23 protein-coding genes and 1 pseudogene are annotated in these 20,762 nt (G+C 58.7%); 14 read left to right on the plus strand and 10 right to left on the minus strand.

The window, feature by feature from the left end:
- Entirely contained in the window at positions 1 to 558 is a 558-nt protein-coding gene (locus RGAI101_RS12010) for an RNA polymerase sigma factor (protein WP_008227180.1), read from the minus strand.
- Complete coding sequence (locus RGAI101_RS12015; protein WP_254655272.1) at positions 555 to 755, minus strand: NepR family anti-sigma factor; 201 nt, start codon at positions 753 to 755, stop codon at positions 555 to 557. The genes RGAI101_RS12010 and RGAI101_RS12015 overlap by 4 nt, the downstream gene beginning before the upstream one ends.
- A 60-nt stretch (positions 756 to 815) precedes the next feature.
- On the opposite strand from RGAI101_RS12015, the gene RGAI101_RS12020 reads away from it, so the two are divergent.
- From RGAI101_RS12020 to RGAI101_RS12030, 3 genes are all read left to right on the plus strand, one after another.
- On the plus strand, positions 816 to 1,625 hold the full coding sequence (locus RGAI101_RS12020) for a response regulator (RefSeq protein ID WP_008225324.1): 810 nt from the start codon (positions 816 to 818) through the stop codon (positions 1,623 to 1,625).
- Between the two features lie 137 nt (positions 1,626 to 1,762).
- A complete protein-coding gene (locus RGAI101_RS12025) occupies positions 1,763 to 2,086 on the plus strand; it encodes a DUF883 family protein (protein WP_037228115.1) in 324 nt (107 codons plus the stop codon).
- Positions 2,086 to 2,463, plus strand: a complete 378-nt coding sequence (locus RGAI101_RS12030; RefSeq protein WP_008226563.1) for a hypothetical protein — start codon at positions 2,086 to 2,088, stop codon at positions 2,461 to 2,463. Before RGAI101_RS12025 ends, RGAI101_RS12030 begins: the two co-directional genes overlap by 1 nt.
- A gap of 17 nt (positions 2,464 to 2,480) precedes the next feature.
- Here RGAI101_RS12030 and RGAI101_RS12035 read toward each other — a convergent pair whose 3' ends face one another.
- Positions 2,481 to 3,407 (minus strand): YihY/virulence factor BrkB family protein, encoded by a 927-nt coding sequence (locus RGAI101_RS12035; RefSeq protein WP_157044677.1) that lies wholly within the window; start codon positions 3,405 to 3,407, stop codon positions 2,481 to 2,483.
- Between the two features lie 55 nt (positions 3,408 to 3,462).
- The gene (locus tag RGAI101_RS12040) at positions 3,463 to 4,314 is read right to left on the minus strand and encodes a formate/nitrite transporter family protein (RefSeq protein ID WP_008225717.1); all 852 of its coding nucleotides are present in this window, start codon (positions 4,312 to 4,314) and stop codon (positions 3,463 to 3,465) included.
- A 146-nt stretch (positions 4,315 to 4,460) separates the two neighbouring features.
- On the opposite strand from RGAI101_RS12040, the pseudogene RGAI101_RS22415 reads away from it, so the two are divergent.
- Together RGAI101_RS22415 and RGAI101_RS12045 are read left to right on the plus strand one after the other, a co-directional pair.
- Positions 4,461 to 4,684, plus strand: a pseudogene (locus RGAI101_RS22415) (aminotransferase class V-fold PLP-dependent enzyme); the annotation flags it as partial.
- Between the two features lie 118 nt (positions 4,685 to 4,802).
- A complete protein-coding gene (locus tag RGAI101_RS12045; RefSeq protein WP_008227710.1) occupies positions 4,803 to 6,083 on the plus strand; it encodes an acetylornithine deacetylase/succinyl-diaminopimelate desuccinylase family protein in 1,281 nt (426 codons plus the stop codon).
- A 3-nt stretch (positions 6,084 to 6,086) separates the two neighbouring features.
- Here the strand turns inward: RGAI101_RS12045 and RGAI101_RS12050 are convergent, their stop codons facing one another.
- Entirely contained in the window at positions 6,087 to 7,358 is a 1,272-nt protein-coding gene (locus RGAI101_RS12050) for an Hsp70 family protein (protein WP_008225869.1), read from the minus strand.
- Positions 7,359 to 7,505: 147 nt separating this feature from the next.
- On the opposite strand from RGAI101_RS12050, the gene RGAI101_RS12055 reads away from it, so the two are divergent.
- A complete protein-coding gene (locus RGAI101_RS12055) occupies positions 7,506 to 8,984 on the plus strand; it encodes an ABC transporter substrate-binding protein (protein ID WP_008228527.1) in 1,479 nt (492 codons plus the stop codon).
- A gap of 72 nt (positions 8,985 to 9,056) precedes the next feature.
- On the opposite strand, the gene RGAI101_RS12060 is transcribed toward RGAI101_RS12055, so the two are convergent.
- Positions 9,057 to 10,172 (minus strand): acetoin utilization protein AcuC, encoded by a 1,116-nt coding sequence (locus RGAI101_RS12060; protein WP_037228117.1) that lies wholly within the window; start codon positions 10,170 to 10,172, stop codon positions 9,057 to 9,059.
- 126 nt (positions 10,173 to 10,298) lie between these two features.
- A complete protein-coding gene (locus tag RGAI101_RS12065; RefSeq protein WP_037228119.1) occupies positions 10,299 to 10,745 on the minus strand; it encodes a hypothetical protein in 447 nt (148 codons plus the stop codon).
- Positions 10,746 to 10,939: 194 nt separating this feature from the next.
- On the opposite strand from RGAI101_RS12065, the gene RGAI101_RS12070 reads away from it, so the two are divergent.
- The 8 genes from RGAI101_RS12070 (at position 10,940) to RGAI101_RS12105 (ending at position 18,798) form a co-directional block, all read left to right on the plus strand.
- Positions 10,940 to 11,887 carry an ABC transporter permease gene (locus RGAI101_RS12070; protein ID WP_008226213.1) on the plus strand — a complete coding sequence of 316 codons (948 nt, stop codon included), beginning with the start codon at positions 10,940 to 10,942 and terminating at the stop codon, positions 11,885 to 11,887.
- Positions 11,884 to 12,699 carry an ABC transporter permease gene (locus RGAI101_RS12075; protein WP_008227466.1) on the plus strand — a complete coding sequence of 272 codons (816 nt, stop codon included), beginning with the start codon at positions 11,884 to 11,886 and terminating at the stop codon, positions 12,697 to 12,699. The genes RGAI101_RS12070 and RGAI101_RS12075 overlap by 4 nt, the downstream gene beginning before the upstream one ends.
- Positions 12,696 to 14,297 carry an ABC transporter ATP-binding protein gene (locus tag RGAI101_RS12080; protein WP_008225147.1) on the plus strand — a complete coding sequence of 534 codons (1,602 nt, stop codon included), beginning with the start codon at positions 12,696 to 12,698 and terminating at the stop codon, positions 14,295 to 14,297. The genes RGAI101_RS12075 and RGAI101_RS12080 overlap by 4 nt, the downstream gene beginning before the upstream one ends.
- A complete protein-coding gene (locus RGAI101_RS12085; protein WP_008229253.1) occupies positions 14,294 to 14,755 on the plus strand; it encodes a GNAT family N-acetyltransferase in 462 nt (153 codons plus the stop codon). Before RGAI101_RS12080 ends, RGAI101_RS12085 begins: the two co-directional genes overlap by 4 nt.
- A 63-nt stretch (positions 14,756 to 14,818) precedes the next feature.
- A complete protein-coding gene (locus RGAI101_RS12090) occupies positions 14,819 to 15,565 on the plus strand; it encodes an SDR family oxidoreductase (RefSeq protein WP_008226157.1) in 747 nt (248 codons plus the stop codon).
- A 65-nt stretch (positions 15,566 to 15,630) separates the two neighbouring features.
- Positions 15,631 to 16,626 carry a P1 family peptidase gene (locus tag RGAI101_RS12095; protein ID WP_008225258.1) on the plus strand — a complete coding sequence of 332 codons (996 nt, stop codon included), beginning with the start codon at positions 15,631 to 15,633 and terminating at the stop codon, positions 16,624 to 16,626.
- On the plus strand, positions 16,619 to 17,425 hold the full coding sequence (locus RGAI101_RS12100) for an alpha/beta fold hydrolase (protein WP_008225334.1): 807 nt from the start codon (positions 16,619 to 16,621) through the stop codon (positions 17,423 to 17,425). The genes RGAI101_RS12095 and RGAI101_RS12100 overlap by 8 nt, the downstream gene beginning before the upstream one ends.
- On the plus strand, positions 17,422 to 18,798 hold the full coding sequence (locus tag RGAI101_RS12105) for a tetratricopeptide repeat protein (RefSeq protein WP_008228537.1): 1,377 nt from the start codon (positions 17,422 to 17,424) through the stop codon (positions 18,796 to 18,798). Before RGAI101_RS12100 ends, RGAI101_RS12105 begins: the two co-directional genes overlap by 4 nt.
- A 57-nt stretch (positions 18,799 to 18,855) precedes the next feature.
- Here the strand turns inward: RGAI101_RS12105 and RGAI101_RS12110 are convergent, their stop codons facing one another.
- From RGAI101_RS12110 to RGAI101_RS12120, 3 genes are all read right to left on the minus strand, one after another.
- Positions 18,856 to 19,314, minus strand: a complete 459-nt coding sequence (locus tag RGAI101_RS12110; RefSeq protein ID WP_008225545.1) for a c-type cytochrome — start codon at positions 19,312 to 19,314, stop codon at positions 18,856 to 18,858.
- 76 nt (positions 19,315 to 19,390) lie between these two features.
- A complete protein-coding gene (gene maiA / locus RGAI101_RS12115) occupies positions 19,391 to 20,038 on the minus strand; it encodes a maleylacetoacetate isomerase (protein WP_008228858.1) in 648 nt (215 codons plus the stop codon).
- The gene (locus RGAI101_RS12120) at positions 20,035 to 20,739 is read right to left on the minus strand and encodes a fumarylacetoacetate hydrolase family protein (protein WP_008226465.1); all 705 of its coding nucleotides are present in this window, start codon (positions 20,737 to 20,739) and stop codon (positions 20,035 to 20,037) included. The genes maiA and RGAI101_RS12120 overlap by 4 nt, the downstream gene beginning before the upstream one ends.
- Between the last annotated feature and the right edge of the window lie 23 nt (positions 20,740 to 20,762).

Raw genomic sequence — 20,762 nt, forward strand, 5'->3', positions numbered from 1 at the left:
TTAAAAAGAAGACACTTTCGATGAGGAAATTACAGACATTGTCGCATCATCTGTCATTTCCAACGTCTCATCGTCGCGCAGCCCCATCAGTTCAGCAATCCTTGCCCGGGCCCGGTTGGTCCGGCTTTTGATCGTACCCACCGCGACACCGCACATGTCAGCCGCTTCTTCATAGGAGAACCCCGATGCCCCCACCAGAAGCAACGCCTCGCGCTGTTCATCCTTGAGCGCGCTCAAGGCTTTGCGAAAGTCCGTCATCTGCATGTGACCGTCATGCGCAGGCTTTTCGGCCAAGCTTTCGGTGAAAATGCCGTCGACATCCGCTACTTCGCGGTTGGCCTTGCGGCGTGACGAATAATAAGTGTTGCGCAAAATCGTGAAAAGCCACGCACGCATGTTCGTGCCGACCTCGAATTTGTCGATATTGGTCCAAGCTTTTACAAGCGTGTCCTGCACCATGTCATCCGCGATCGCACCGTTGCGCGTCAGGCTGATGGCAAACGCGCGCATGGCCGGCAAATGTTCAACCAGCTGATCGCGTGGATCCTGAGCGCTCACTTGCTTGCACCATTTTCTTTCTCTTGCTCTTTGAGCTTATTGAGAAGTTCCGCAAACTTGTCTGGAATCCCTTCGTCGACAGTCTCCTCATAGACTCGCCGAAGATTTTCGTCGATAAAGCGCTCTCGTTCCTTGTTCTGACCTGAGTGCATTATGGGGTTCCTGACTTGTAAATAGTTTTTGTAGACATGCTGCATGGAACTAAACATTACTTTACGTGGTTTAGTTCCACAAATACTTTAAAAGGACGACAATAAATGACGGATACAACCGAAACGCGCAACATAAGCGATGCCTTGGGCAAGTGCCTTCCATTCTTGCGCCGCTACGCACGTGCGCTGACCGGAAGCCAGACCAGCGGCGATGCCTTTGCTGCCGCGTCTCTTGAGGCCATCTTGACCGACCGTTCCGTTCTTGACGGTGTTGAAGTTCGTACCGGTGTGTTTCGTGTGCTTTACAGCATCTGGGCCAGCGCAGGTGCCCCCATCGAGGAAGGTGAAAGCGGCATGCGCGCCAAGGCGCAAAAGCACCTTGCCAAGCTGACCAACCACAGCCGCGAAGCGTTGTTGCTGCATTCGATCGAAGGTTTTTCTTTTGAAGAAGTTGGCATCATCATCGGCGTCAGCACAGACGAGGCCAATGAACTGGTGCAGATCGCCCGCCGCGAGATGGCCGATCATGTAACCGGTTCCGTGATGATCATCGAAGATGAAGCGGTCATTGCAATGGACCTTGAATCCATCGTGAGCGATATGGGTCACCGCGTGACAGGGATCGCCCGGACACAGGCCGAAGCCGTCAAACTGGGCAACGAAGATGTGCCGGATCTGATCCTTGCCGACATCCAGTTGGCCGACAATTCGTCCGGTATCGATGCGGTGAATGACCTGTTGGGCGACTTGGGCCTGCGCCCCGTGATCTTTATCACAGCGTTCCCCGAACGCCTGCTGACCGGGAACAAGCCTGAGCCTGCTTTCCTGATCTCCAAGCCCTACACCGTTGATCAAGTTCTGTCGGCTGTTTCCCAGGCCATGTTCTTTTCGTCGACCGAAACACTGCACAGCTAATCTGGCCTCGCGTTCATCCGAAAGGCTAAGTTTAAAAAACCACGCTTCCCAGCGTGGTTTTTTTACGTCAAGCTGAAGGGAACCTTTTGTCACACGCAAACGTTAAAATTATGACGAACCCATAAAGGAGACGTAAAATGGCCAAGGATACTCCAGTGAACAAAGTCACTACAGTCGAAGATCTTTCCGTACAGATCGCAATTCTCAAAGACGACATCGCCGCCCTGACAGGGACGATTGGCGAATACTCCAAGGCACAGACAAAGTATGCCGCCAATCAGGCGAAATCCGCAGCGCACAGCATTGCAGATTCAGCGCATGATTTGGCAAATGACGGCCGCGCAAAAGCCTCGCAGGCTCAAGACAGCGCCGAAGAATTCATCCGCACCCAGCCCGCGACAGCCCTTGGTATCGCCGCTGGCGTAGGATTTCTGGTTGGCTTGATCTCGGCACGTCGCTGATGTTCGAGCTTATCGCAGACCGTCTTGCGATTAGAGCAAAAGAAACCGCCCAAACCGTTGCAATCGGTATGGGCGCGTTTTTGTGCCTTGTGGTCGGCGGGCTTTTTCTGACCGTAGCGGCGTGGTTGTTTCTGCTGACATTCATGACAACGCTTCAGGCTTGCCTTATCATCGGCTCCACGTTTTTCGGCATCGGGTTGATCTTGATTTTCGTGATGTCCGTCCGTGCGGCTGCGCGCAGACGGATCAGACGGCAAATGATGCTTGACGCGGCAGCGGCCCGAAACGCGCAACTGGGCAGCGGTGTGGGTGGTATTGCAGCCATCGTGATCGCATTCATCAATGGCATGAACGCAGGAAAGGGCACACGGTTATAACCTGTGCTTTCCCGCGTCTAACCGCGATCGACGCTTACCAGATCATCCGCAACGACCGCACCGCGTTTTCCGCGGGGACGATCCGGGCCAATGGTGCTGTCAACTCTGGTGCGCAATTCAACCTGCGCATTCCAGGATGCGCCCATCAGCACCAAAAAGCTGCTGATCCACAGCCAGACCAACATCGCGATCACGGCACCGATTGATCCGTAAACCTGATTGTAGTTTCCGAAATTGGCGACGTAATAACTGAACCCGATTGATACGACAGCCCAGGCAGCAACCGCAAAAACCGCCCCGAATGTCAGCCAGCCCACCCTTGCCGGACGGCGGTTTGGTCCATATCGGTACAACACCCCCAAACCAGCAAGCAAAACGGATATCGCGATGGTCCAGCGGGTAACCTCTGCCACGATTGAACCGAAAATACCCAGCGGCACGAACGACAGTACGATTGGCGCAATGACCACGGTGATTAGCGCAATGATCCCCACCATCACCAACCCGAATGTCAGCAGCAGCGCCCGCAGATAGTGGAACGCTGCATTGCGATTTCGTTCGTTGTAGACACTGTTCAGGCCGATCATCATTGCACCGACCCCTGCCCGCGCAGACCACAGCGCCACAAGAAGCGACACCGTACCTGCCCAGCCCAATGTCTCGCTACTGGTGGTGACCATGCTGACCACCTGCCCGTTGATGATGTCGTAGACATCGTTTGGCATCAGGCCCCGCATATCCTCAAGCTGGGCGATCACCACGACAGGGTCTGACACAAGACTTAGGATCGCGACCAGCGCCGCAAGGGCTGGAAACAGTGACAGCATGGCATAAAACGCAACCCCCGCCGCGATCAAAGCCACGTTCTTTTGACCGATGTCCGCAATACAGGCTCTTAGACTGACCCAGTATAGTTGTATGATCTCCACTGTCTTCTGTCTCAAAAACTCCGGCCCTCGTGTTGCGGATCATGTCGGGGTTGGCCGCGTGCCACCCCAGTCAGTGACTTCCTTCTACCTCATCGCGGACCTGACCCCAAGCCAGCAGCGTAAAGATAATGGTGCCACCGATGATGTTGCCCGACAGCACCGGAAGGAAAAAGCCGAAGACCGCACCCGAGAAGCCAAGCTGACCGTCCAAGATCATCACGGCCATTTCAACAGACCCCGCCACAATATGCGCAAAGTCGCCTGCGGCGATCAGCCATGTAAAGACCAGGATCAGGAAAAACGCCGTTTCATCCGCCTGTGGCAACATCCAGACGATCAAGGCCACGATGACACCCGCCGGAATAGCGCGCCAGAACCCCTCGTAGGCCCCCATTCCGGTGGCGTGATGAGACAGGTCCAGAATGGCCGGGATCACGTCGGGCGAAATGGCAGGGGTCCAGATGAACAACACCGCAGCCGCAAAGGCACCCACGACGTTGGCCGCCAGTACGATGACCCAAAGACGCAACATGGATACGAACGATCTCCATGTCCGCGCACGCATGATGGGCAACACGGTTGTGATCGTATTCTCTGTAAACAGCTGCATCCGGCCCATGATGACCGCCAGAAAGCCCATCGAATAGCCAAGGTTCTCGATCAGGAACCGATAAGGCGTGTCCGGCAGGTAGGTCCTGAATATCGCCTCGGCCAAAACCGACAGGCTGATCATGATGCCCGCCGCGATCCCCGACCAGATCAAGGACCGCTTGCTGCGCGACAACTCCTCTTCGCCCTCGCGTCGAATGACCTCATAGATCATTCTGGGCGACAGCGCGGTCGCTTCGCTGACAGACCGTTCTTCTGCCTGCTTGTCCTTGTCTTTCTTTCTCGAGACACTGCGTTGAATCAAAGGTGCCATTGGATACTCCGGTACTTCTTGACGTTACTGCGCCGGGTTTCATCAAAAAATACAGATGACCAAAGCAGTTAATTCTTGTTATGAGTTGGACCGCATTTAGCGCACACGTTGCCCAAGTACACAGGTTAACGCAGTAACGGCCAAAAATGTTCACAAATAATCAAGAACTCACCAAACTGATCCGTGCCAGCTTTGCCCACGTGGACAGCTGCCCGTTGAAGGGCCCTCGTTTCAGGGTCCCCGTATCTTCTTCGAAAACGCAGTCGGCGCGCTGACGTTGAACACGGTCGTCGAAACTTCGACGCTCTTCGCATCAAAACCCGACAACCAAAGGCCTGACAACCCCGCGTCCCATGCACTGGTCGCCATGAAGAACATTGCCGCATAGACAGCACCGCCCTGCTTCATTTTGCAAAATAAACTCAAATCCGACCGCGCATCCCAAGACACCACTTGCCTTGGGCGCGCGCCCGTTCAAACATAGGCCCATGACAAGCATACTCTCCGCCGCAATTATCGCCAAGCGTGACGACCTGATCGCGCTCACCCAAGACCTTATTCGCATCCCGACGCTGAACCCGCCGGGGCGCGACTATCTTCTGATCTGCGAATATCTCGACAAAAGGCTGAAACAGCACGGGTTCGAGACACAATTGATCCGCGCCCACGGCACCCCCGGCGACAGCGCGAAATATCCCCGTTGGAACATCATTGCCCGCCGCGAGGGTACGCGCCCGGGCGAATGCGTACATTTCAACAGCCATACAGATGTGGTCGAAGTCGGTGCCGGCTGGACGTTCGACCCTTTCGGTGCAGAAATCTCTGACGGCAAGATTTACGGGCGCGGCACCTGCGATATGAAAGGCGGCTTGGCCGCGTCCATCATCGCCGCCGAGGCATTTGTCGAAACGCATCCCGATTTTGCAGGCGCGATTGAAATCTCCGGCACCGCGGACGAGGAATCCGGCGGCTATGGCGGCGTCGCCTATCTGGCCGAACAGGGGTTCTTCAACCCTCAACGGGTCCAACATGTGATCATCCCCGAACCCCTGCAGAAAGACCGCATTTGCCTGGGCCATCGCGGCGGTTGGTGGGCCGAGATTGAGACGAAAGGCGAAATCGCCCACGGTTCCATGCCGTTTCTTGGCGATTGTGCCGTGCGGCACATGGGGGCCGTGCTGTCCGAATTCGAAAACAAGCTTTTCCCCGCCATGGCAGCGCGCCACACCGATATGCCAGTGGTCCCCGAAGGGGCCCGCAGTTCAACCATGAACATCAACTCTATCCACGGTGGCCAAAAGGAAAACGACGAAGATTTCGACGGCTTGCCCGCCCATTGCGTCCCCGACAGTTGCCGGATCACCATTGACCGGCGCTTCCTGATGGAAGAACCTCTGGATCAAGTGCGCGGCGAAGTGCACGCCCTGCTGGAAGGTTTGCGCGAAACCCGTATCGATTTCGATTATGAGCTGACCGAGCTGAATTCGGTCCTGCCTTCAATGACAGACCGGGACGCCCCCGTGGTGCAGACCGTGGCCAACGCAATCCAGGATATCATGGGCAAAGCGCCCGAATACGTCGCCTCGCCCGGATCATATGACCAAAAGCACATCGACCGGATTGGCAAGCTGAAGAATTGCATTGCCTATGGTCCGGGGCTGTTGGAACTGGCCCATAAGCCTGATGAATACATCGGTATCGACGACATGGTCGACAGTGCCTGCGTGATGGGTGCAGCGCTGGAAACGCTGCTTTTGCCAAAGGACTAGGCTCTATTCCCGCGCAAAAGCGTGGGATGCCGCGATGGCCAGACCGTCGACGATCGCGGTCATTGCAGCACCCCGATGCAATTCAGCCTGCGGAAAGGCGCGGCGCATGGCCATGTCGATCACCCCCATCAGGCTCGATCCGCCGACAAAGATCAGCTTGTTCACATCCGCAGGCGCAAGGTCGGTCTGGGCCACCAGATCGGTGGCAACCTGCGCGATGCTGTTCGCCATTTCATTCAATGTGGCAGCCATCATGGCAGGGGGCAGTGGTACGCGCAGACCACGTTCCAGAATATCCAGCCTGATCTCGGGCGGGGCGGTCGCGGCCACATCATTCGCCGCGATCTTGCCCGCCTCGACGGCAAAGGCGATGTCGTGGCCCAGTTCGTCCTCCAAAACTTTGACCAGCCGGTTCAACAGCGCGGGTTCAACGGCATATTTCGCCAGATCATCGACGGCACGCCGTTGTTCACGGGTATAAAGGAACGGGATCTTCTGCCATGTCGCCAGATCGGTGAACACGGCATGGGGTGCTGCATGGGTTTCATCGCCGAAGACATGTTTGATCTGACTGCCCATGCCCAGATGCGGCATGACGTGATGCAGGCTTAGCTCGCGGTCGAAATCCGTACCGCCCATGCGCAAGCCCTTGCTGGCCAGAATATGGATGCCTGCGTCGCCCTGCTGACGAAACAGCGTAAAATCCGATGTACCCCCGCCAATATCCACGATCAGCCCCAGATCACCGGGTTCAAGCACGGCACGGTTGGCCAACGCGGCGGCTTCGGGTTCGGGCATGAAGCGCACGTCTTTGAAGCCGGCGAGGTGATAGCATTCCGTCAGGTCGACCAGCGCCTGGGCATTGCGCGCGGCGTCGGCGCTGTGAAACATCACAGGACGCCCTGACAAGGCGCGATCGAATGTCTGACCCGTGGCGGCTTCGGCGCGCTGTTTCAACTCGGCCAGAAAGCTCGCCACGATGGCGATGAAATCCATCCGCTTGCCCAGCAACATCCGGCTTTCGCGCATCAAAGGCGTGCCCAGCAGACTTTTGAGCGCGCGCATATACCGCCCCTCGTCACCGCCGATCAGCGCCTCTTGGGCACCGCGCCCGTAAATGATCCGCTTTTCCTCGAAATCGAAAAACAACGCCGTGGGAAGGGTATTTTCGCCTGCCTCGACATCAATCAGACGGGGCACACCGTCGATGGCATAGCCCGCCGCAGAGTTCGACGTTCCGAAATCAATTCCCAATGTGGAAGATACCGCAGCCATGACGCACCCCTGCCTGATTAAAGCGAAGCTGGCGCATAAACCGCCAGCCGGGGCGGCACAATACAAATCTGCAACGGCCATACCAGTGCTGGCCAAAGCCTTTCGAACTGAGTAGTCTTTTTTGCATATGGTTAACAGGAGACACCGATGTTCCATCTTCGCTCACTTATCCTTGGTACATGCGCCGCCGCGCTGATGGCCGGTGGGGCTATTGCCAAAAGCGACATTATCGTTGCGATGCAGCTTGAACCGCCCCATCTGGACCCGACCAGTGCTGCCGCCGGGGCCATTGATTCAGTCCTTTATTCCAACGTCTTCGAAGGGCTCACGCGCTTTATGGGCGACGGATCGGTTGTGCCGGGCCTGGCCGAATCCTGGGAGATTTCCGAAGACGGTCTGACCTATACGTTCAAACTGCAAAGCGGTGTTACCTTTCATGACGGTACCACGATGGACGCCGAAGACGTGAAATTCAGCCTTGACCGGATCGGGGCCGAAGACAGCGCGAATGCGCAAAAGGCGCTGTATAGTGCCATTTCCGAGGTTAACGTGATTGACCCCGCCACGGTCGAGATCAAGTTGTCCGAACCGAACGGCAACATGCTGTTCAACCTTGCATGGGGCGACGCCGTGATCGTTGCACCCGAAAGCATCGACAACATCAAGCAGCTGCCCATCGGGACCGGTGCGTTCAAGTTCACCAGCTGGACGCAGGGCGATAACATCATGATCGAAAAGAACCCCAACTACTGGGGTGCGCCTGCCACGTTGGATAAGGCGACGTTCAAGTTCATTTCAGACCCTACAGCGGCGTTTGCATCGGTGATGGCCGAAGACGTGGATGTATTCGTAGGCTTCCCCGCCCCTGAAAACCTGCCCCAATTTGAAGCGGATCCGCGCTTTCAGGTGCTTGTCGGCTCGACCGAGGGCGAAACGATTCTGGCGATGAACAACAAGCAAGCGCCATTCGACAACATCAAGGTTCGCGAAGCCGTGGCCCATGCGATCGACCGTCAGGCGATCATTGATGGCGCGATGTTCGGATACGGCACGCCCATCGGCACCCATTTCGCACCGCACAACCCTGCCTATGTCGATGAAACGGCGATCAGTGCCTTTGACCCGGAAAAATCCAAGGCCCTTCTGGCCGAAGCGGGTTTCCCCGACGGGTTCGAGACAACGCTAGATCTGCCGCCCCCGTCCTACGCACGTCGCGGCGGTGAAATCATCGCGGCACAGCTGGCCGATGTTGGCATCACCGCCAAGATCAATAACGTCGAATGGGCGCAATGGCTTGAAACCGTGTTCAAAGGCAAAAACTTTGGCATGACCATCATCAGCCATACAGAGCCTATGGACATCGGCATCTACGCCAATCCGGATTACTACTTCCAATACGACAATCCGGAATTCCAGGAACTGATGACCAAGCTGAACGCCACAACAGACCCTGATATGCGGACTGAAATGCTGGCCCAGGCGCAAAAGATCATCGCCGAGGATTACGTGAACGGCTACCTGTTCCAGCTTGCCGCGCTGTCGGTTGCCAAGGCGGGTGTTCAAGGTCTGTGGAAGAACGCGCCGACACAAGCGACGGACCTGACAAGCGTCTCTTGGGCTGAGTAAGCCATCAGACCTTTCAATCTGAATGAAACGCCTCCGTTTTGCGGGGGCGTTTTTTGTTGGCGGTCACAATCGTCATCCCCAATCGCGGGCAGCAAGCAACCTGACCATCTGCCTGACCTCATCGCACACGTCCCCCTCGCGCGGGGCATCGCGCAGGGTGGTGAACCAATGATCGGGCGGGTTTTTACCACGGCGGTTGCCGTCGAACCGCAAGCCCCGCAAAACCGCTTGTGCGGGGGCGGGCAGCCGGTCGGGCAGGTCTTGCCCATTTAGGATGCCCCAAACCCCTGTCCACAGACGTCCGACGGACCAGGGGTTATAGCCGCCACCGCCCAGAACCAGCAGGCGCGGTGCCATCCCCATCAATCCGCGCAAAACGGCCCAATGTGCGTTGTTAGAGAGGGATAAATGCGACAGCGGGTCTTCTTCGACCGCATCGGCACCGCAGAGCAGGACAATCGCGTCGGGCCTGAACGCCTGCACCCGAGGCAGGATCAGGTGATCGCGGATATGCGCCATCTCGGTATCATTCAGCCCGCGCGGAACGGGAAGGTTGAACGCATTGCCACCCGCGTCATTTTCAATCGGACCGGTCCGGGGCCACAGCCGGTCTTCGTGGATCGAGATCATCAGGCAATCGGGATCACCGCCAAATCCCACTTCGACCCCGTCGGGGTGATGCGCGTCAATGTCGATGTAGGCAATACGCCGGACCCCGTGATGGCGCAGCGATTTCATCGCCAGCACGGGGTCGTTCAGATAGCAAAAACCGTTGGCGCGGTCGGGCATCCCGTGATGTGTGCCACCGGCGGGGTTATAGATCACGCCGCCGTCGCGCAGCAGTTCACCGGCAAGGATCGATCCGCCCACTGCGGTGGCGGGCCTTCGAAAAATCTCGGGAAAGACCGGATTGGTCACGCTGCCGATGTCGTGGCGGCGCAAGTCCTCATCCGTGGCGTGCTGGTTCGTTTCGACCCTGTTCAGCGCCGCGATATAGTCGGGCGTGTGCCATTGTGTCAGCGCCTTGGGTTTGGCACGGGGCGACGTGATGAATTGACCGGACGGCAACCACCCCAAAGCGCGCGACAGATCAATGACCGTAGACACTCTGGGCACCCGAAGCGGATGCCAGCGGCCATAGCTCGAGCCGCGAAAAATCTCGTGACCAATGAATCTGGGTACGTCCATAGCCGCAAAGGTAACCCGCCGCCCGCCGATAGCGAGCCGTCAGGACAACAAAAAAAAGCGGACGCATTTCTGCGCCCGCCGATACTCGTTACTAGGGCAACATAGTCCGCCCATAATTTGCAAAAGTTAACGTGTGCCTTCTAGGCCAGCAGCGGCTTCGCCAACTGTCGCATCCAAATTCCGTTCACATACCAGCATGAAGCGCTCCAAGGCAGCTTCGTCCATGGGTTCAGCCGTTTCGTTCGACGCCATTGTGTCGCCGCCGGTTGCTTCGACTGCTTTCGGCTCGCCATCGCTCAGCGATGTTTCGGCTGCCGCACCGTCCGTAGCAACGGATGCCGTGACGTCGGTGGAAGAGTCGGTCGCCTTGGCGTTGCTTTCCATCGATGTACCGTTTGCACCATCGTCAACTTCGGCAATCGCCATTGTCGCGACTGTCAGCTGGTCTTCCGCGGACAGTGTCTTGTACTCGGCGCAGCTCATCGAGGGGCTCATGTGTGCAGCAGCAAATGCCGGTGCAGAAACGGTACCCATGAGGGCTGCGATTGCGAGTGTCTTAAACGTATTTGTCATTCTAAAAAATCCTACTGGTTGCTCTACTGTATCTTCACCGAACTAACCCGATGGAGTCCGGAAGGTTCCGGATATGATCGACAAATTTTTTCCTGACGCTGGTTTTTCAGGCCTTAAACCTCTGCCTCCAAACAACTTTATTTCTTCATCTTTATACTCTGGACCCTTCATTGATCCGCGCCTAACGTAGCGAAATGATCCGCTATACCCTGAAACGCCTGCTTTCCCTGTGCATCAGCCTTGCTGTGGCATCGCTGGTGATTTTCACCGTCATCGAAGTCGCCCCCGGCGATCCGGCGTCCTTTATGCTGGGGATTAATTCCCAGCCCGAAACCCTGGCGGCCCTGCGGACAGAACTGGGATTGGATGCCTCAAAGGTGGAACGCTATCTATCTTGGGTCGGCGGCTTGCTGACCGGAGATTTCGGCACCTCATATACCTATCGCACCCCCGTCGCCGATATGATCTCGGCGCGCATGTGGGTGTCGCTGCCGCTGGCGCTTTATGCGCTGGTCCTGTCGACGCTGATTGCATTTCCCGCTGGCATCTATGCTGCCTCGCGGCGCGGCGGGCCCGGCGATGTGGGGGTGATGGGGGCCACGCAACTGGGCGTCGCTGTGCCGAACTTCTGGTTTGCGATGATGCTGGTGCTGATATTCGCGATCAACCTGCGTTGGTTCGCCGCCGGGGGTTTCGTGGGCTGGGACAAGGGCCTTTGGGCTGGCCTGCACGCGCTGACGTTGCCCGCGATTGCGCTGGCCCTGCCCCAAGCTGCGATCCTGGCGCGCGTCATGCGGTCGTCATTGTTGGATGTTCTGGGCGAAGACTACATGCGTACCGCCCGCGCCAAGGGCTTAACCGCGCGTCAGGCGCTGTGGCGGCACGGGCTGCGCAATGCGTTAATCCCTGTGCTGACCATCATCGGGCTGCAATTTTCGTTCCTGCTGGCTGGATCCATCATTATCGAACAGGTGTTTTATCTGCCGGGGCTGGGGCGGCTGGTGTTTCAATCGATCTCTGCACGCGATCTGATCGTGGTAGAATCCGTCGTCATGCTGTTGGTGTTTTCCGTGATCCTGGTGAATTTTCTGGTCGATCTGGCATATGCCGCCGTCGACCCACGGCTTAGGACACGCTCATGAACCGCAATCTGATCCTTGGCGGCGCATTGACGGCGGTGTTCGTGCTGGCTGCGGTGGTGTCATTTGTCTGGACGCCGTTCGACCACACGGCAATGGACATCCCGAACAAACTTCAGGGACTGGGTGGCACCCATCTGCTGGGGACCGACCATTTCGGCCGCGATATCCTGAGCATGATCATGGTCGGGGCGCGGACCTCGATCGCGGTGGCGCTGGTCGCTGTGGGGATCGGCATGGGCCTTGGTATCCCGCTGGGCCTCTGGGCGGCAGCGCGACGCGGATCGCTGGTAGACGAGATCATCATGCGCGGCAACGATCTGGTTTTCGCCTTTCCCAGCCTTGTTATCGCCATCCTGATCACGGCTATTTTCGGGGCCAGTGCCATCAACGCCATCATTGCCATCGGCATCTTCAATATCCCCGTTTTTGCCCGCATCACCCGTGGTGCGGCACTAAGCCTTTGGGAACGTGAATTTATCCTTGCCGCGCGGGTTGCCGGAAAGTCGGCGGCGCGCATATCGGTCGAACATATCCTGCCCAATGTCACCAACCTGTTGATCGTTCAGGGCACCATCCAGTTCAGTCTGGGTATCCTGGCCGAAGCAGGTCTGTCCTATGTCGGGCTTGGTGCGCAACCGCCCACGCCCTCGTGGGGGCGGATGCTGGCAGATGCACAGACACTTGTGTCCATCGCGCCGCACATGGCGTTGATGCCCGGTTTTGCGATCATCCTTACTGTGCTGGGCCTGAACCTGATGGGCGATGGCCTGCGCGACCATCTGGACCCACGGCTGCGGGTGGCGCGGGCATGACGCTGTTGAACATCACCAACCTGTCGCTGGCGATCCACAGCTTCGAGATTCTGCATGACGTGACGCTGTCCGTGAACCCCGGCGAAATCGTCGCGGTGACGGGCGAAAGCGGGTCGGGGAAATCGATGACCGCACTGGCCGCCATGCAACTGCTGCCCAAGGGCGCGCGCGCCACGGGCCACGTGATGCTGGGCGACGATGACCTGCTGACGCTGTCCGAACGCGCCCTGTGCGATATCCGCGGCAATGACATCGGTATGGTATTTCAGGAGCCGATGACCGCGCTGAACCCTGTCCAGACCATTGGTACACAGGTGGCCGAAACGATCCGTGTCCATGACCGGTCGGTGTCGCGCGATGCTGCCTTTGCCAAGGCTGCCGAAACGCTGGAACGTGTTGGCCTGCCCCAAGACCGGTTTCCTCTGACCCGCTATCCCCACGAATTGTCCGGTGGCCAGCGCCAGCGTGTCGTGATCGCCATGGCCATCGCCCTGCGCCCCCGGCTGTTGATCGCGGATGAACCGACGACGGCGCTGGATGTGACGACCCAGGCGCAGATACTTGACCTGCTCAAGGGCCTCGCCAAACAAGACAACATGGGCCTCCTGATGATCACCCATGATCTGGCCGTCGTTGCGGATATGGCCGACCGCATTATCGTCATGCGCAAGGGCGAGGTCGTCGAACAAGGCGAAACCCAGGCACTGCTGCGCAACATGCGGCATCCCTATACCCAAATGCTGTTTGCCGCATCGAACCACAAGGTAACCTTGCCGCCAGCCCCTGCGCCGAAACCGCTTCTTGAAGTCCACAAGCTAAGCCGGGATTACAGCCTGCCGCGCAAGACCCTTTTTGGCAAACCCGACAGCTTTCGCGCCGTCGATGATGTGTCCTTTACCATCCAGCGCGGTGAACGGCTGGGTCTGGTCGGTGAATCCGGTTGTGGAAAATCGACCCTGACACGGGCGATCTTGGGGCTTGAGCAGGTTCAAGCCGGCACAATCACCCTTGACGGTGAACCCGTCTTTACCGGCACGAAACCCAACCTTGCCGTGCGGCGCAAGATGCAGGTGGTGTTTCAGGACCCTTTCGGCAGCTTCAATCCCCGCCACCGTGTGGACCGTCTGATCACCGAACCGTTTCACCTGCTATCCGACCCGCCCCAAGGCACAGCGCATGACGCCGCCATTGCCGAGGCGCTGACCGCCGTTGGCCTGGCCCCAGGCGATGCGCGTAAATACATCCACGAATTTTCCGGCGGCCAGCGCCAGCGTATCGCAATTGCCCGCGCATTGATCATTCGCCCCGATCTGATCCTGTTTGATGAAGCAGTCAGCGCGCTTGACGTGTCGGTCCGCGCCCAGATCCTGGATCTGCTGGCCGATCTCTGCAAAGCCTATGACCTGACGTACTTGTTTATCTCCCATGATCTGTCAGTCGTGCGCACCGTGACGGACAGGGTGCTGGTGATGAAATCCGGGAAGATCGTCGAACAGGGGGAAACTCAGGCCGTGTTCGAAGACCCGCAACACCCCTATACCCAAAAGCTGCTGGCCGCCGCCCCTGTTCTGCCCGAATTCGAAAGCCAAACAGCATGACAATCACGATTACCCCCGTGTCAGAGCCTGATCGCGCCGTCCTGGACGCCATGGCCAAAGCTTATTTCGCAGAACTCCTGCCCGACGGCCCGCCCTATTACCCGTCAGCCCTGGATCGCTACTGGATCGAACGCGGCCGCCACCCCTACCTGATCAACACGGACGGCAAGCCTATCGGTTTTGCGCTGGTCTGGAACCATCCCGATGGCACCCACGAACTGACCGAATTCACCATACTGCCGGCGCACCGGCATCAAGGAATCGGCACGCAAGCCGCGCATCTGATCTTCAACGCACTTGGCGGCGACTGGACCCTCGGCGTCGCGGCCCTGTCCCCCGGCGGCATGCCCTTCTGGCAACAATGCCTGACCGATTGCGAAAATGCCTGCGAGATCACCCAGGGCCCGCCAAAGACGGTCCATCAATGCGGCAGTTTTACATTCAGAATCGAACGCTAGCGCTTGGCGAGGCCGACCAATAATCCTAGCATCGCAAAAAACAACACAACCGGAGGGGACATTATGCGTCTGACAGGAAAAACCGCAATCGTAACCGGAGGAGCCTCGGGCTTTGGCGCAGGCATCGTCCGCCGCTTCCTGCAAGAAGGCGCGCAGGTGATGGTGGCTGACATCAATGGCGCTGCTGCCGATCAATTCGCGTCTGAAATGGGCGATCACGCCATCGCGCAGCAGGTTGACGTGGGCGACGGACCGTCCGTGCAGGCGATGACAGACGCCGCGCTTGCGGCGTGGGGGCATATCGACATCCTGATCAACAACGCAGGCGTCTCCCACATGCCCGCCCCCCTTGATACGATCAGCGAAGACGATTTTGACCGCGTCACCCGGGTGAATATGAAATCCGTCTACCTCACCGCCCGCAGCATCGTGCCGCATATGAAGGAACGGGGCACCGGGGCGATCCTCAATGTTGCCTCGACGGCAGGGGTTTCCCCGCGTCCCAACCTCAACTGGTACAATGCCTCCAAGGGGTGGATGATCACCGCAACCAAAACCATGGCGGTCGAACTTGCCCCCAATGGCATCCGCGTCAATGCCATCAACCCCGTTGCAGGCGAAACGCCCCTGCTGACCACCTTCATGGGCGAAGACACCCCCGAAATTCGCGCCAAATTCCTGTCCACGATCCCCTTGGGCCGCTTCAGCCAACCCGAAGACATGGGCAACGCTGCCCTGTTCCTGTGTTCGGACGAGGCCAGCATGATCACCGGCATCGCCCTCGAAGTTGACGGTGGACGCTGCATCTGACCCGGCTTCATTTTGCCAAATAAACTCCCCGCGGAGCGTCCCGCACTTTCGACAGGCTCTGACCCATGAAAACCGGTCCCAAAAACCTCATCACGGATATCCAGGGCCTCCGCGTGGGCAATGCCCAGGATGATGCGCTGAAATCCGGGGCTACCGTTCTGACGGCCGATAGACCGTTTACCGCCTCTGTCCACGTCATGGGCGGCGCGCCGGGAACGCGCGAAACCGATCTGCTTGCCCCGGATAAATCCGTGGCGGCGGTCGATGCGCTGGTGCTGTCGGGCGGGTCGGCCTATGGGCTTGATGCCTGTTCCGGTGCCGTGGACGGGCTGCGGGCGGCAGGGCGTGGGTTCAGGGTCGGCAATGCCACGATCCCCTTGGTACCGGGCGCAATTCTCTTTGATCTGCTTAATGGCGGCGACAAGACTTGGGCCGACAACCCCTATCGCGCGCTTGGGCGATCGGCTTTCGACACTGCAAGCGACAGCTTTGCCTTGGGGACCATCGGGGCCGGCACCGGCGCGCTGAGCGCTATGGTGAAAGGGGGGCTTGGGTCAGCCTCGCTGCAGCTGCCGGATGGTACGATGGTCGGCGCGTTGGTCGCGGCAAATCCCGTAGGTGCGGTGACGACCCCCGGCGACCGCCATTTCTATGCGGCACCGTTCGAAATGGGGACCGAATATGGCGGTTTGGGTCCTGACACAACCAGTGGTCTGGGCCTTGACCTGACCAGCCGCAAGACCGCCGCCATGTCGCCCCGTGAAAATACGACAATCGCGATCGTCGCCACCGATGCGACCCTGACAAAGGCGCAATGCCAACGGATGGCCGTCGCGGCCCATGACGGTATCGGGCGTGCAACGGTGCCCGCGCATACGCCCCACGATGGTGATCTTGTCTTTGCGCTCAGCACCGACGGGCATCAGGTCGCAGACAATATGCTGGCCTTGATCGGCCATGCGGCGTCGCTGTGTCTGGCCCGCGCCATTGCCCGTGCAATTTACCACGCGACACCTGCCCCCGGCGATCTGCTGCCCTGCTGGAGCGACCTGAATGCCTGAGCTTTCCCTTCCCGATGTTACCCTGCATTACGAAGTGGACGGCAGCGGCCCGCCTTTGCTGATGATCGCGGGCATGGTCAGTGACAGCGCCAGTTGGGCACCACTTGTCCCGTTGCTGTCGCCGCATTTTACCTTGATCAGACCCGATAATCGCACCACGGGGCGTACGGTTCCTGTAGATGCCCCCGTTTCGGTTGACCTTTATGCCCGGGATTGTGCCGCCTTGCTGACCCATCTGGATATCCCTCGGGCGCATGTCATCGGGCATTCCATGGGCGGCATGATCGCGCTTGAACTGATGCACGCAAGTCCTGACACTATCGCCAGCCTGACCTTTGCCGCCACGGCCCCGATCCGGCTGACGCGCAATCTTGCCCTGTTCAAGGCGCTTTTGACGATCCGTCAAAGTGATGCAGCGCCCGATACCTGGTTGCATGCGTTCTTTCCGTGGCTGTTTGCCCCTGCCGTCTATGACATTCCCGGTGCCGTGGACGCCGCCGCTGCGGCATCGCTTACCTATGCACACGCGCAATCGGTCGGGGGCATGGCGCACCAGTTAAACGCGTTGGAAGGGTATCGCCCCACCGCCCTCCCGTCGCCGCTACCGGTGCCGACACAGGCACTTCTGGCAGGGGACGACATGCTGATTCCGTTGGCGATGGCACAGCAAGCGCTTGCGGGGGTCACGACCCATATCGTCTCTGATGCGGGGCATTCCATTCATTGGGACGCACCACAGGCGGTCGCTGACCACCTCAAGGATTTTGCAGCCAAACATCCGATCAAAGGTGCCGTATGACAGTTGACCTTTATGGCCTGCCCGTCACGACGGCCAATCCTGACACCCTCCAGGGAATCAATGATTTCATCCACGGTTTCATCGCCTACGAGGCAAAGGCCCCCAACATCATCCCCGCTGCCGACGCCGATCCCGATTGCGGCCTTGCCAATGCTTACGCCGCGATGCTGTGGATGTTTCTTGAGGCCCCCGCCGCCCCGGCCAAGGCAGCACCCTATCTTGCCCGCGCCCGCGCCGCTGATCCGGGTACCGGACGCGAAGCAAGGGTGATCGAAACCATCGGCCATTGGGTCGACGGCAATATTCCTGCGATGCTCGCGGGGTGTGACGCGATCACGAAGGATCACCCGCGCGATGTGGTGATGCTCAAGCTGGCGCAATATCACCTGTTCAATACCGGTGACGCGGTCGGCATGTTGCGCATGGCCCTCAAGGCGCTGCCCGAGGCGGCAGATATCCCCTATGTCCACGGCATGATCGCCTTCGGCTACGAACAGTGCCACCTTCTGGAGGATGCTGAATCCGCTGCGCGTCAGGCCATGGCTTTGCGGCACGACGAACCTTGGGCCCATCACGCGTTGGCCCATGTGATGCTGACCCAGGGCCGTGTCATCGAAGGTGCCGCATTTCTGGAAAGCGTGGCCGACACATGGCAACCGCTCAATTCCTTTATGCGCAGCCATAACTGGTGGCATCTGGCGTTGTTTTACCTGTCCCAAGGCCGCCATGACGACGTGCGCCGCGCCTATGACACGCATATCTGGGGGCTGGCCAAGGATTATTCACAGGATCAGGTTGGCGCGGTATCACTGTTGGCACGGATGGAATTTGCAGGTGTCGATGTTGGGGACCGCTGGGCCGATGTTGCGGATCATATCGCGATGCGCGGCAGGGATACCGTTAATGCATTTCTGACCCTTCAGTATTTGTACGCGTTGGGCCGCACCAAAAAACCCGAGGTTCAGAGCCTGTTTCAGGCGATCGAAGACCGCGCCGCGGACGCCGCGCAATATGATCACACCGCCTGGGCCGAGGTCGCATTGCCCGCAGCACGCGGGATCATCGCGCACACGCAAGGCGACTGGCCAAAGGCGATCAGCCAGCTTGGGCGCGCTTTGCCAAGGATGGCGGAATGTGGCGGCAGCCACGCGCAGCGCGACCTGTTCGAACAAATTCATCTGGATGCGCTTGTGCAAGACGGCCGCGCATCTGCGGCGCAGCAGGTGCTTGAGATGCGGCGCACCTATGATCCTGACGGCGTGCCGCTGAACCTGCTGCTGGGCGATATCTACGAGAAATCCGGCTTGCCCGATCAGGCAGCCAAGGCACGGGCGCGCGCAGACAAAACCCGTGCATCGCTGTCGGCACAATAGAAAAAGCCCGCCCGATCTTGCGACGGGCGGGCGGTTTCTCAGTGATCCAAAGCGGCCTTATTCAGTCTTTGGAGCTTCTTCCATGCCTTCTGCGGCCGGTGATACGCTGGCCAGATAGGCAGCCACATCTTCGCGGCCCTTGCGCAGTTTGAACGACATTTTCGAACGGGCTTTGTTGTCGTCAAGCGTTGTCTTCAGGAAGTCATTCGGGTCTTCCAGATACGCGGCAAGGTTGGCCTCATCCCAGACCAGACCACCTTCGCCTGCTTCAACCATGCTCTTGCCGTATTTGTAATCTTCAACCGCTCCGGCCTTGCGACCGACCACATTGTAAAGGTTGGGGCCAACTTTTCCGCCGCGCTGAATCGTTTCGCCTGCGTCATCGACGATCGCGTGGCACGCCTTGCACTTACCGAATTCCTTTTCGCCGGCGGCTGCGTCACCCATGCTGTGGCTTTCGGCAAAAGCCGGGGCTGCGAAAGCAACGGCCAGCACTGCACCATAAATCATTTTCATTCGTTTTCTCCCGATAATCTATGTGATTTTAGATAGCGCCCACATTTTCGAGTCAACATCCTGCGTCAAAATGTGACTACACGGCATCCGGTTGGTTCGCTGGTATGGCATCGCGTAAAGCAGGGATTTCCATGCAATTTGCGTGAATCCGCTGGACTGTCGGATAGTGCGACATATCGACCTCAAACCGTGCGTTGTTCAGGACCTGAGCGTAAAGACAAAGATCCGCCAGCCCGACTGCGTCCCCGTGACAGAAGTCGCCTGTTTCAGGCTCGGCGCTCAACCGCTGCTCAAGTGCCGCAAGCCCTGCATTCGCCCATTTGCGAAACCAGGCGGCTTTGCCATCTGCATCGACACCATATTCAGCCTCAAGATGCTTGAGAATGCGCAGGTTGTTCACCGGATGAATGTCCAGCGCCACGATATGGGCCAGGCTACGCACGCGGGCCCGCCCCCAAGGGTCGTCGGGCAGCAAGGCGGGTTCCGGATGCACCTCGTCCAGCCATTCAAGAATGGCGAGGGATTGGGGCAAGGGGCCTTGCGGTGTGACCAATGTCGGCACAAGCCCTGAAGGGTTCAGCGCAAGGTGTTCGGCGCTGGCCTGTTCGCCCTTCAACAACGACAGCGGAATATAATCGAAAGATAGCCCTTTCAGGTTCAGCGCTGCACGGACCTGGACAGAGGTCGAAGACCGGAAATAGTTGTGCAGGACAAGGTCGGTCACGCGCGCGGACCTATCGTCACCTCAAGCGTGCCGATGCCGTCCACACCGCCCGTGACCACATCGCCGGCCACGATCGCGCCCACACCCGCAGGCGTGCCGGTCATGATGATGTCACCGGGCGCAAGCGTCACGGCCTGCGACAGGATCGACACATGTTCGCGCACCGACCAGATCAGTTCGGCCAGATCGGCGTCTTGCTTGATATCGCCATTCACCGCCAGCCAGATGCGCGCGGTTTCCACGGATGGCACATCGGCAATCGGCACAATCGGCGCGATGGGGGCGGAGTTGTCGAAGGCTTTGCCCCAATCCCACGGACGCCCCGCAATCTTGGCCTCGTTTTGCAGGTCACGACGGGTCAGATCAATGCCGACGGACGCGCCCCAGACATGGTCCATCACGTCCGCTTCGGCGATGTCCGCACCGCCTTTGCCAATGGCGATGATCAGCTCTATCTCGAAATGCAGATTTTCAGTCAGCGGCGGGTAAGGAATGGTGCAGGGGGTATCAAGCGCTGCATCCGCTGGCTTGGTGAAGAAAAACGGGGCCTCGCGCGTCGGATCCTTGCCCATTTCAATCGCATGGGCGGCATAGTTTCGACCGACGCAGAAAATCCGGCGCACGGGAAAGCGCGCATCGGATCCCTGCACGGCAAGGCTGGCCTGTTCCGGTGGGGTGAAGACATAGGCATCTGACGACATGGGGTTGATCCTTTGAAAGCAGT

The organism is Roseobacter sp. GAI101 (assembly GCF_000156335.1).
In the GTDB taxonomy this organism is placed as follows: domain Bacteria; phylum Pseudomonadota; class Alphaproteobacteria; order Rhodobacterales; family Rhodobacteraceae; genus Sulfitobacter.

Excerpts from the sequence above, each read along its gene's own strand:
- RGAI101_RS12015 (WP_254655272.1), bottom strand. The coding sequence starts at position 755 with ATGCAGCATGTCTACAAAAACTATTTACAAGTCAGGAACCCCATAATG.
- RGAI101_RS12020 (WP_008225324.1), top strand. The coding sequence starts at position 816 with ATGACGGATACAACCGAAACGCGCAACATAAGCGATGCCTTGGGCAAG.
- RGAI101_RS12025 (WP_037228115.1), top strand. The coding sequence starts at position 1,763 with ATGGCCAAGGATACTCCAGTGAACAAAGTCACTACAGTCGAAGATCTT.
- RGAI101_RS12030 (WP_008226563.1), top strand. The coding sequence starts at position 2,086 with ATGTTCGAGCTTATCGCAGACCGTCTTGCGATTAGAGCAAAAGAAACC.
- RGAI101_RS12040 (WP_008225717.1), bottom strand. The coding sequence starts at position 4,314 with ATGGCACCTTTGATTCAACGCAGTGTCTCGAGAAAGAAAGACAAGGAC.
- RGAI101_RS12045 (WP_008227710.1), top strand. The coding sequence starts at position 4,803 with ATGACAAGCATACTCTCCGCCGCAATTATCGCCAAGCGTGACGACCTG.
- RGAI101_RS12050 (WP_008225869.1), bottom strand. The coding sequence starts at position 7,358 with ATGGCTGCGGTATCTTCCACATTGGGAATTGATTTCGGAACGTCGAAC.
- RGAI101_RS12055 (WP_008228527.1), top strand. The coding sequence starts at position 7,506 with ATGTTCCATCTTCGCTCACTTATCCTTGGTACATGCGCCGCCGCGCTG.
- RGAI101_RS12060 (WP_037228117.1), bottom strand. The coding sequence starts at position 10,172 with ATGGACGTACCCAGATTCATTGGTCACGAGATTTTTCGCGGCTCGAGC.
- RGAI101_RS12065 (WP_037228119.1), bottom strand. The coding sequence starts at position 10,745 with ATGACAAATACGTTTAAGACACTCGCAATCGCAGCCCTCATGGGTACC.
- RGAI101_RS12070 (WP_008226213.1), top strand. The coding sequence starts at position 10,940 with ATGATCCGCTATACCCTGAAACGCCTGCTTTCCCTGTGCATCAGCCTT.
- RGAI101_RS12075 (WP_008227466.1), top strand. The coding sequence starts at position 11,884 with ATGAACCGCAATCTGATCCTTGGCGGCGCATTGACGGCGGTGTTCGTG.
- RGAI101_RS12080 (WP_008225147.1), top strand. The coding sequence starts at position 12,696 with ATGACGCTGTTGAACATCACCAACCTGTCGCTGGCGATCCACAGCTTC.
- RGAI101_RS12085 (WP_008229253.1), top strand. The coding sequence starts at position 14,294 with ATGACAATCACGATTACCCCCGTGTCAGAGCCTGATCGCGCCGTCCTG.
- RGAI101_RS12090 (WP_008226157.1), top strand. The coding sequence starts at position 14,819 with ATGCGTCTGACAGGAAAAACCGCAATCGTAACCGGAGGAGCCTCGGGC.
- RGAI101_RS12095 (WP_008225258.1), top strand. The coding sequence starts at position 15,631 with ATGAAAACCGGTCCCAAAAACCTCATCACGGATATCCAGGGCCTCCGC.
- RGAI101_RS12100 (WP_008225334.1), top strand. The coding sequence starts at position 16,619 with ATGCCTGAGCTTTCCCTTCCCGATGTTACCCTGCATTACGAAGTGGAC.
- RGAI101_RS12105 (WP_008228537.1), top strand. The coding sequence starts at position 17,422 with ATGACAGTTGACCTTTATGGCCTGCCCGTCACGACGGCCAATCCTGAC.
- RGAI101_RS12110 (WP_008225545.1), bottom strand. The coding sequence starts at position 19,314 with ATGAAAATGATTTATGGTGCAGTGCTGGCCGTTGCTTTCGCAGCCCCG.
- RGAI101_RS12120 (WP_008226465.1), bottom strand. The coding sequence starts at position 20,739 with ATGTCGTCAGATGCCTATGTCTTCACCCCACCGGAACAGGCCAGCCTT.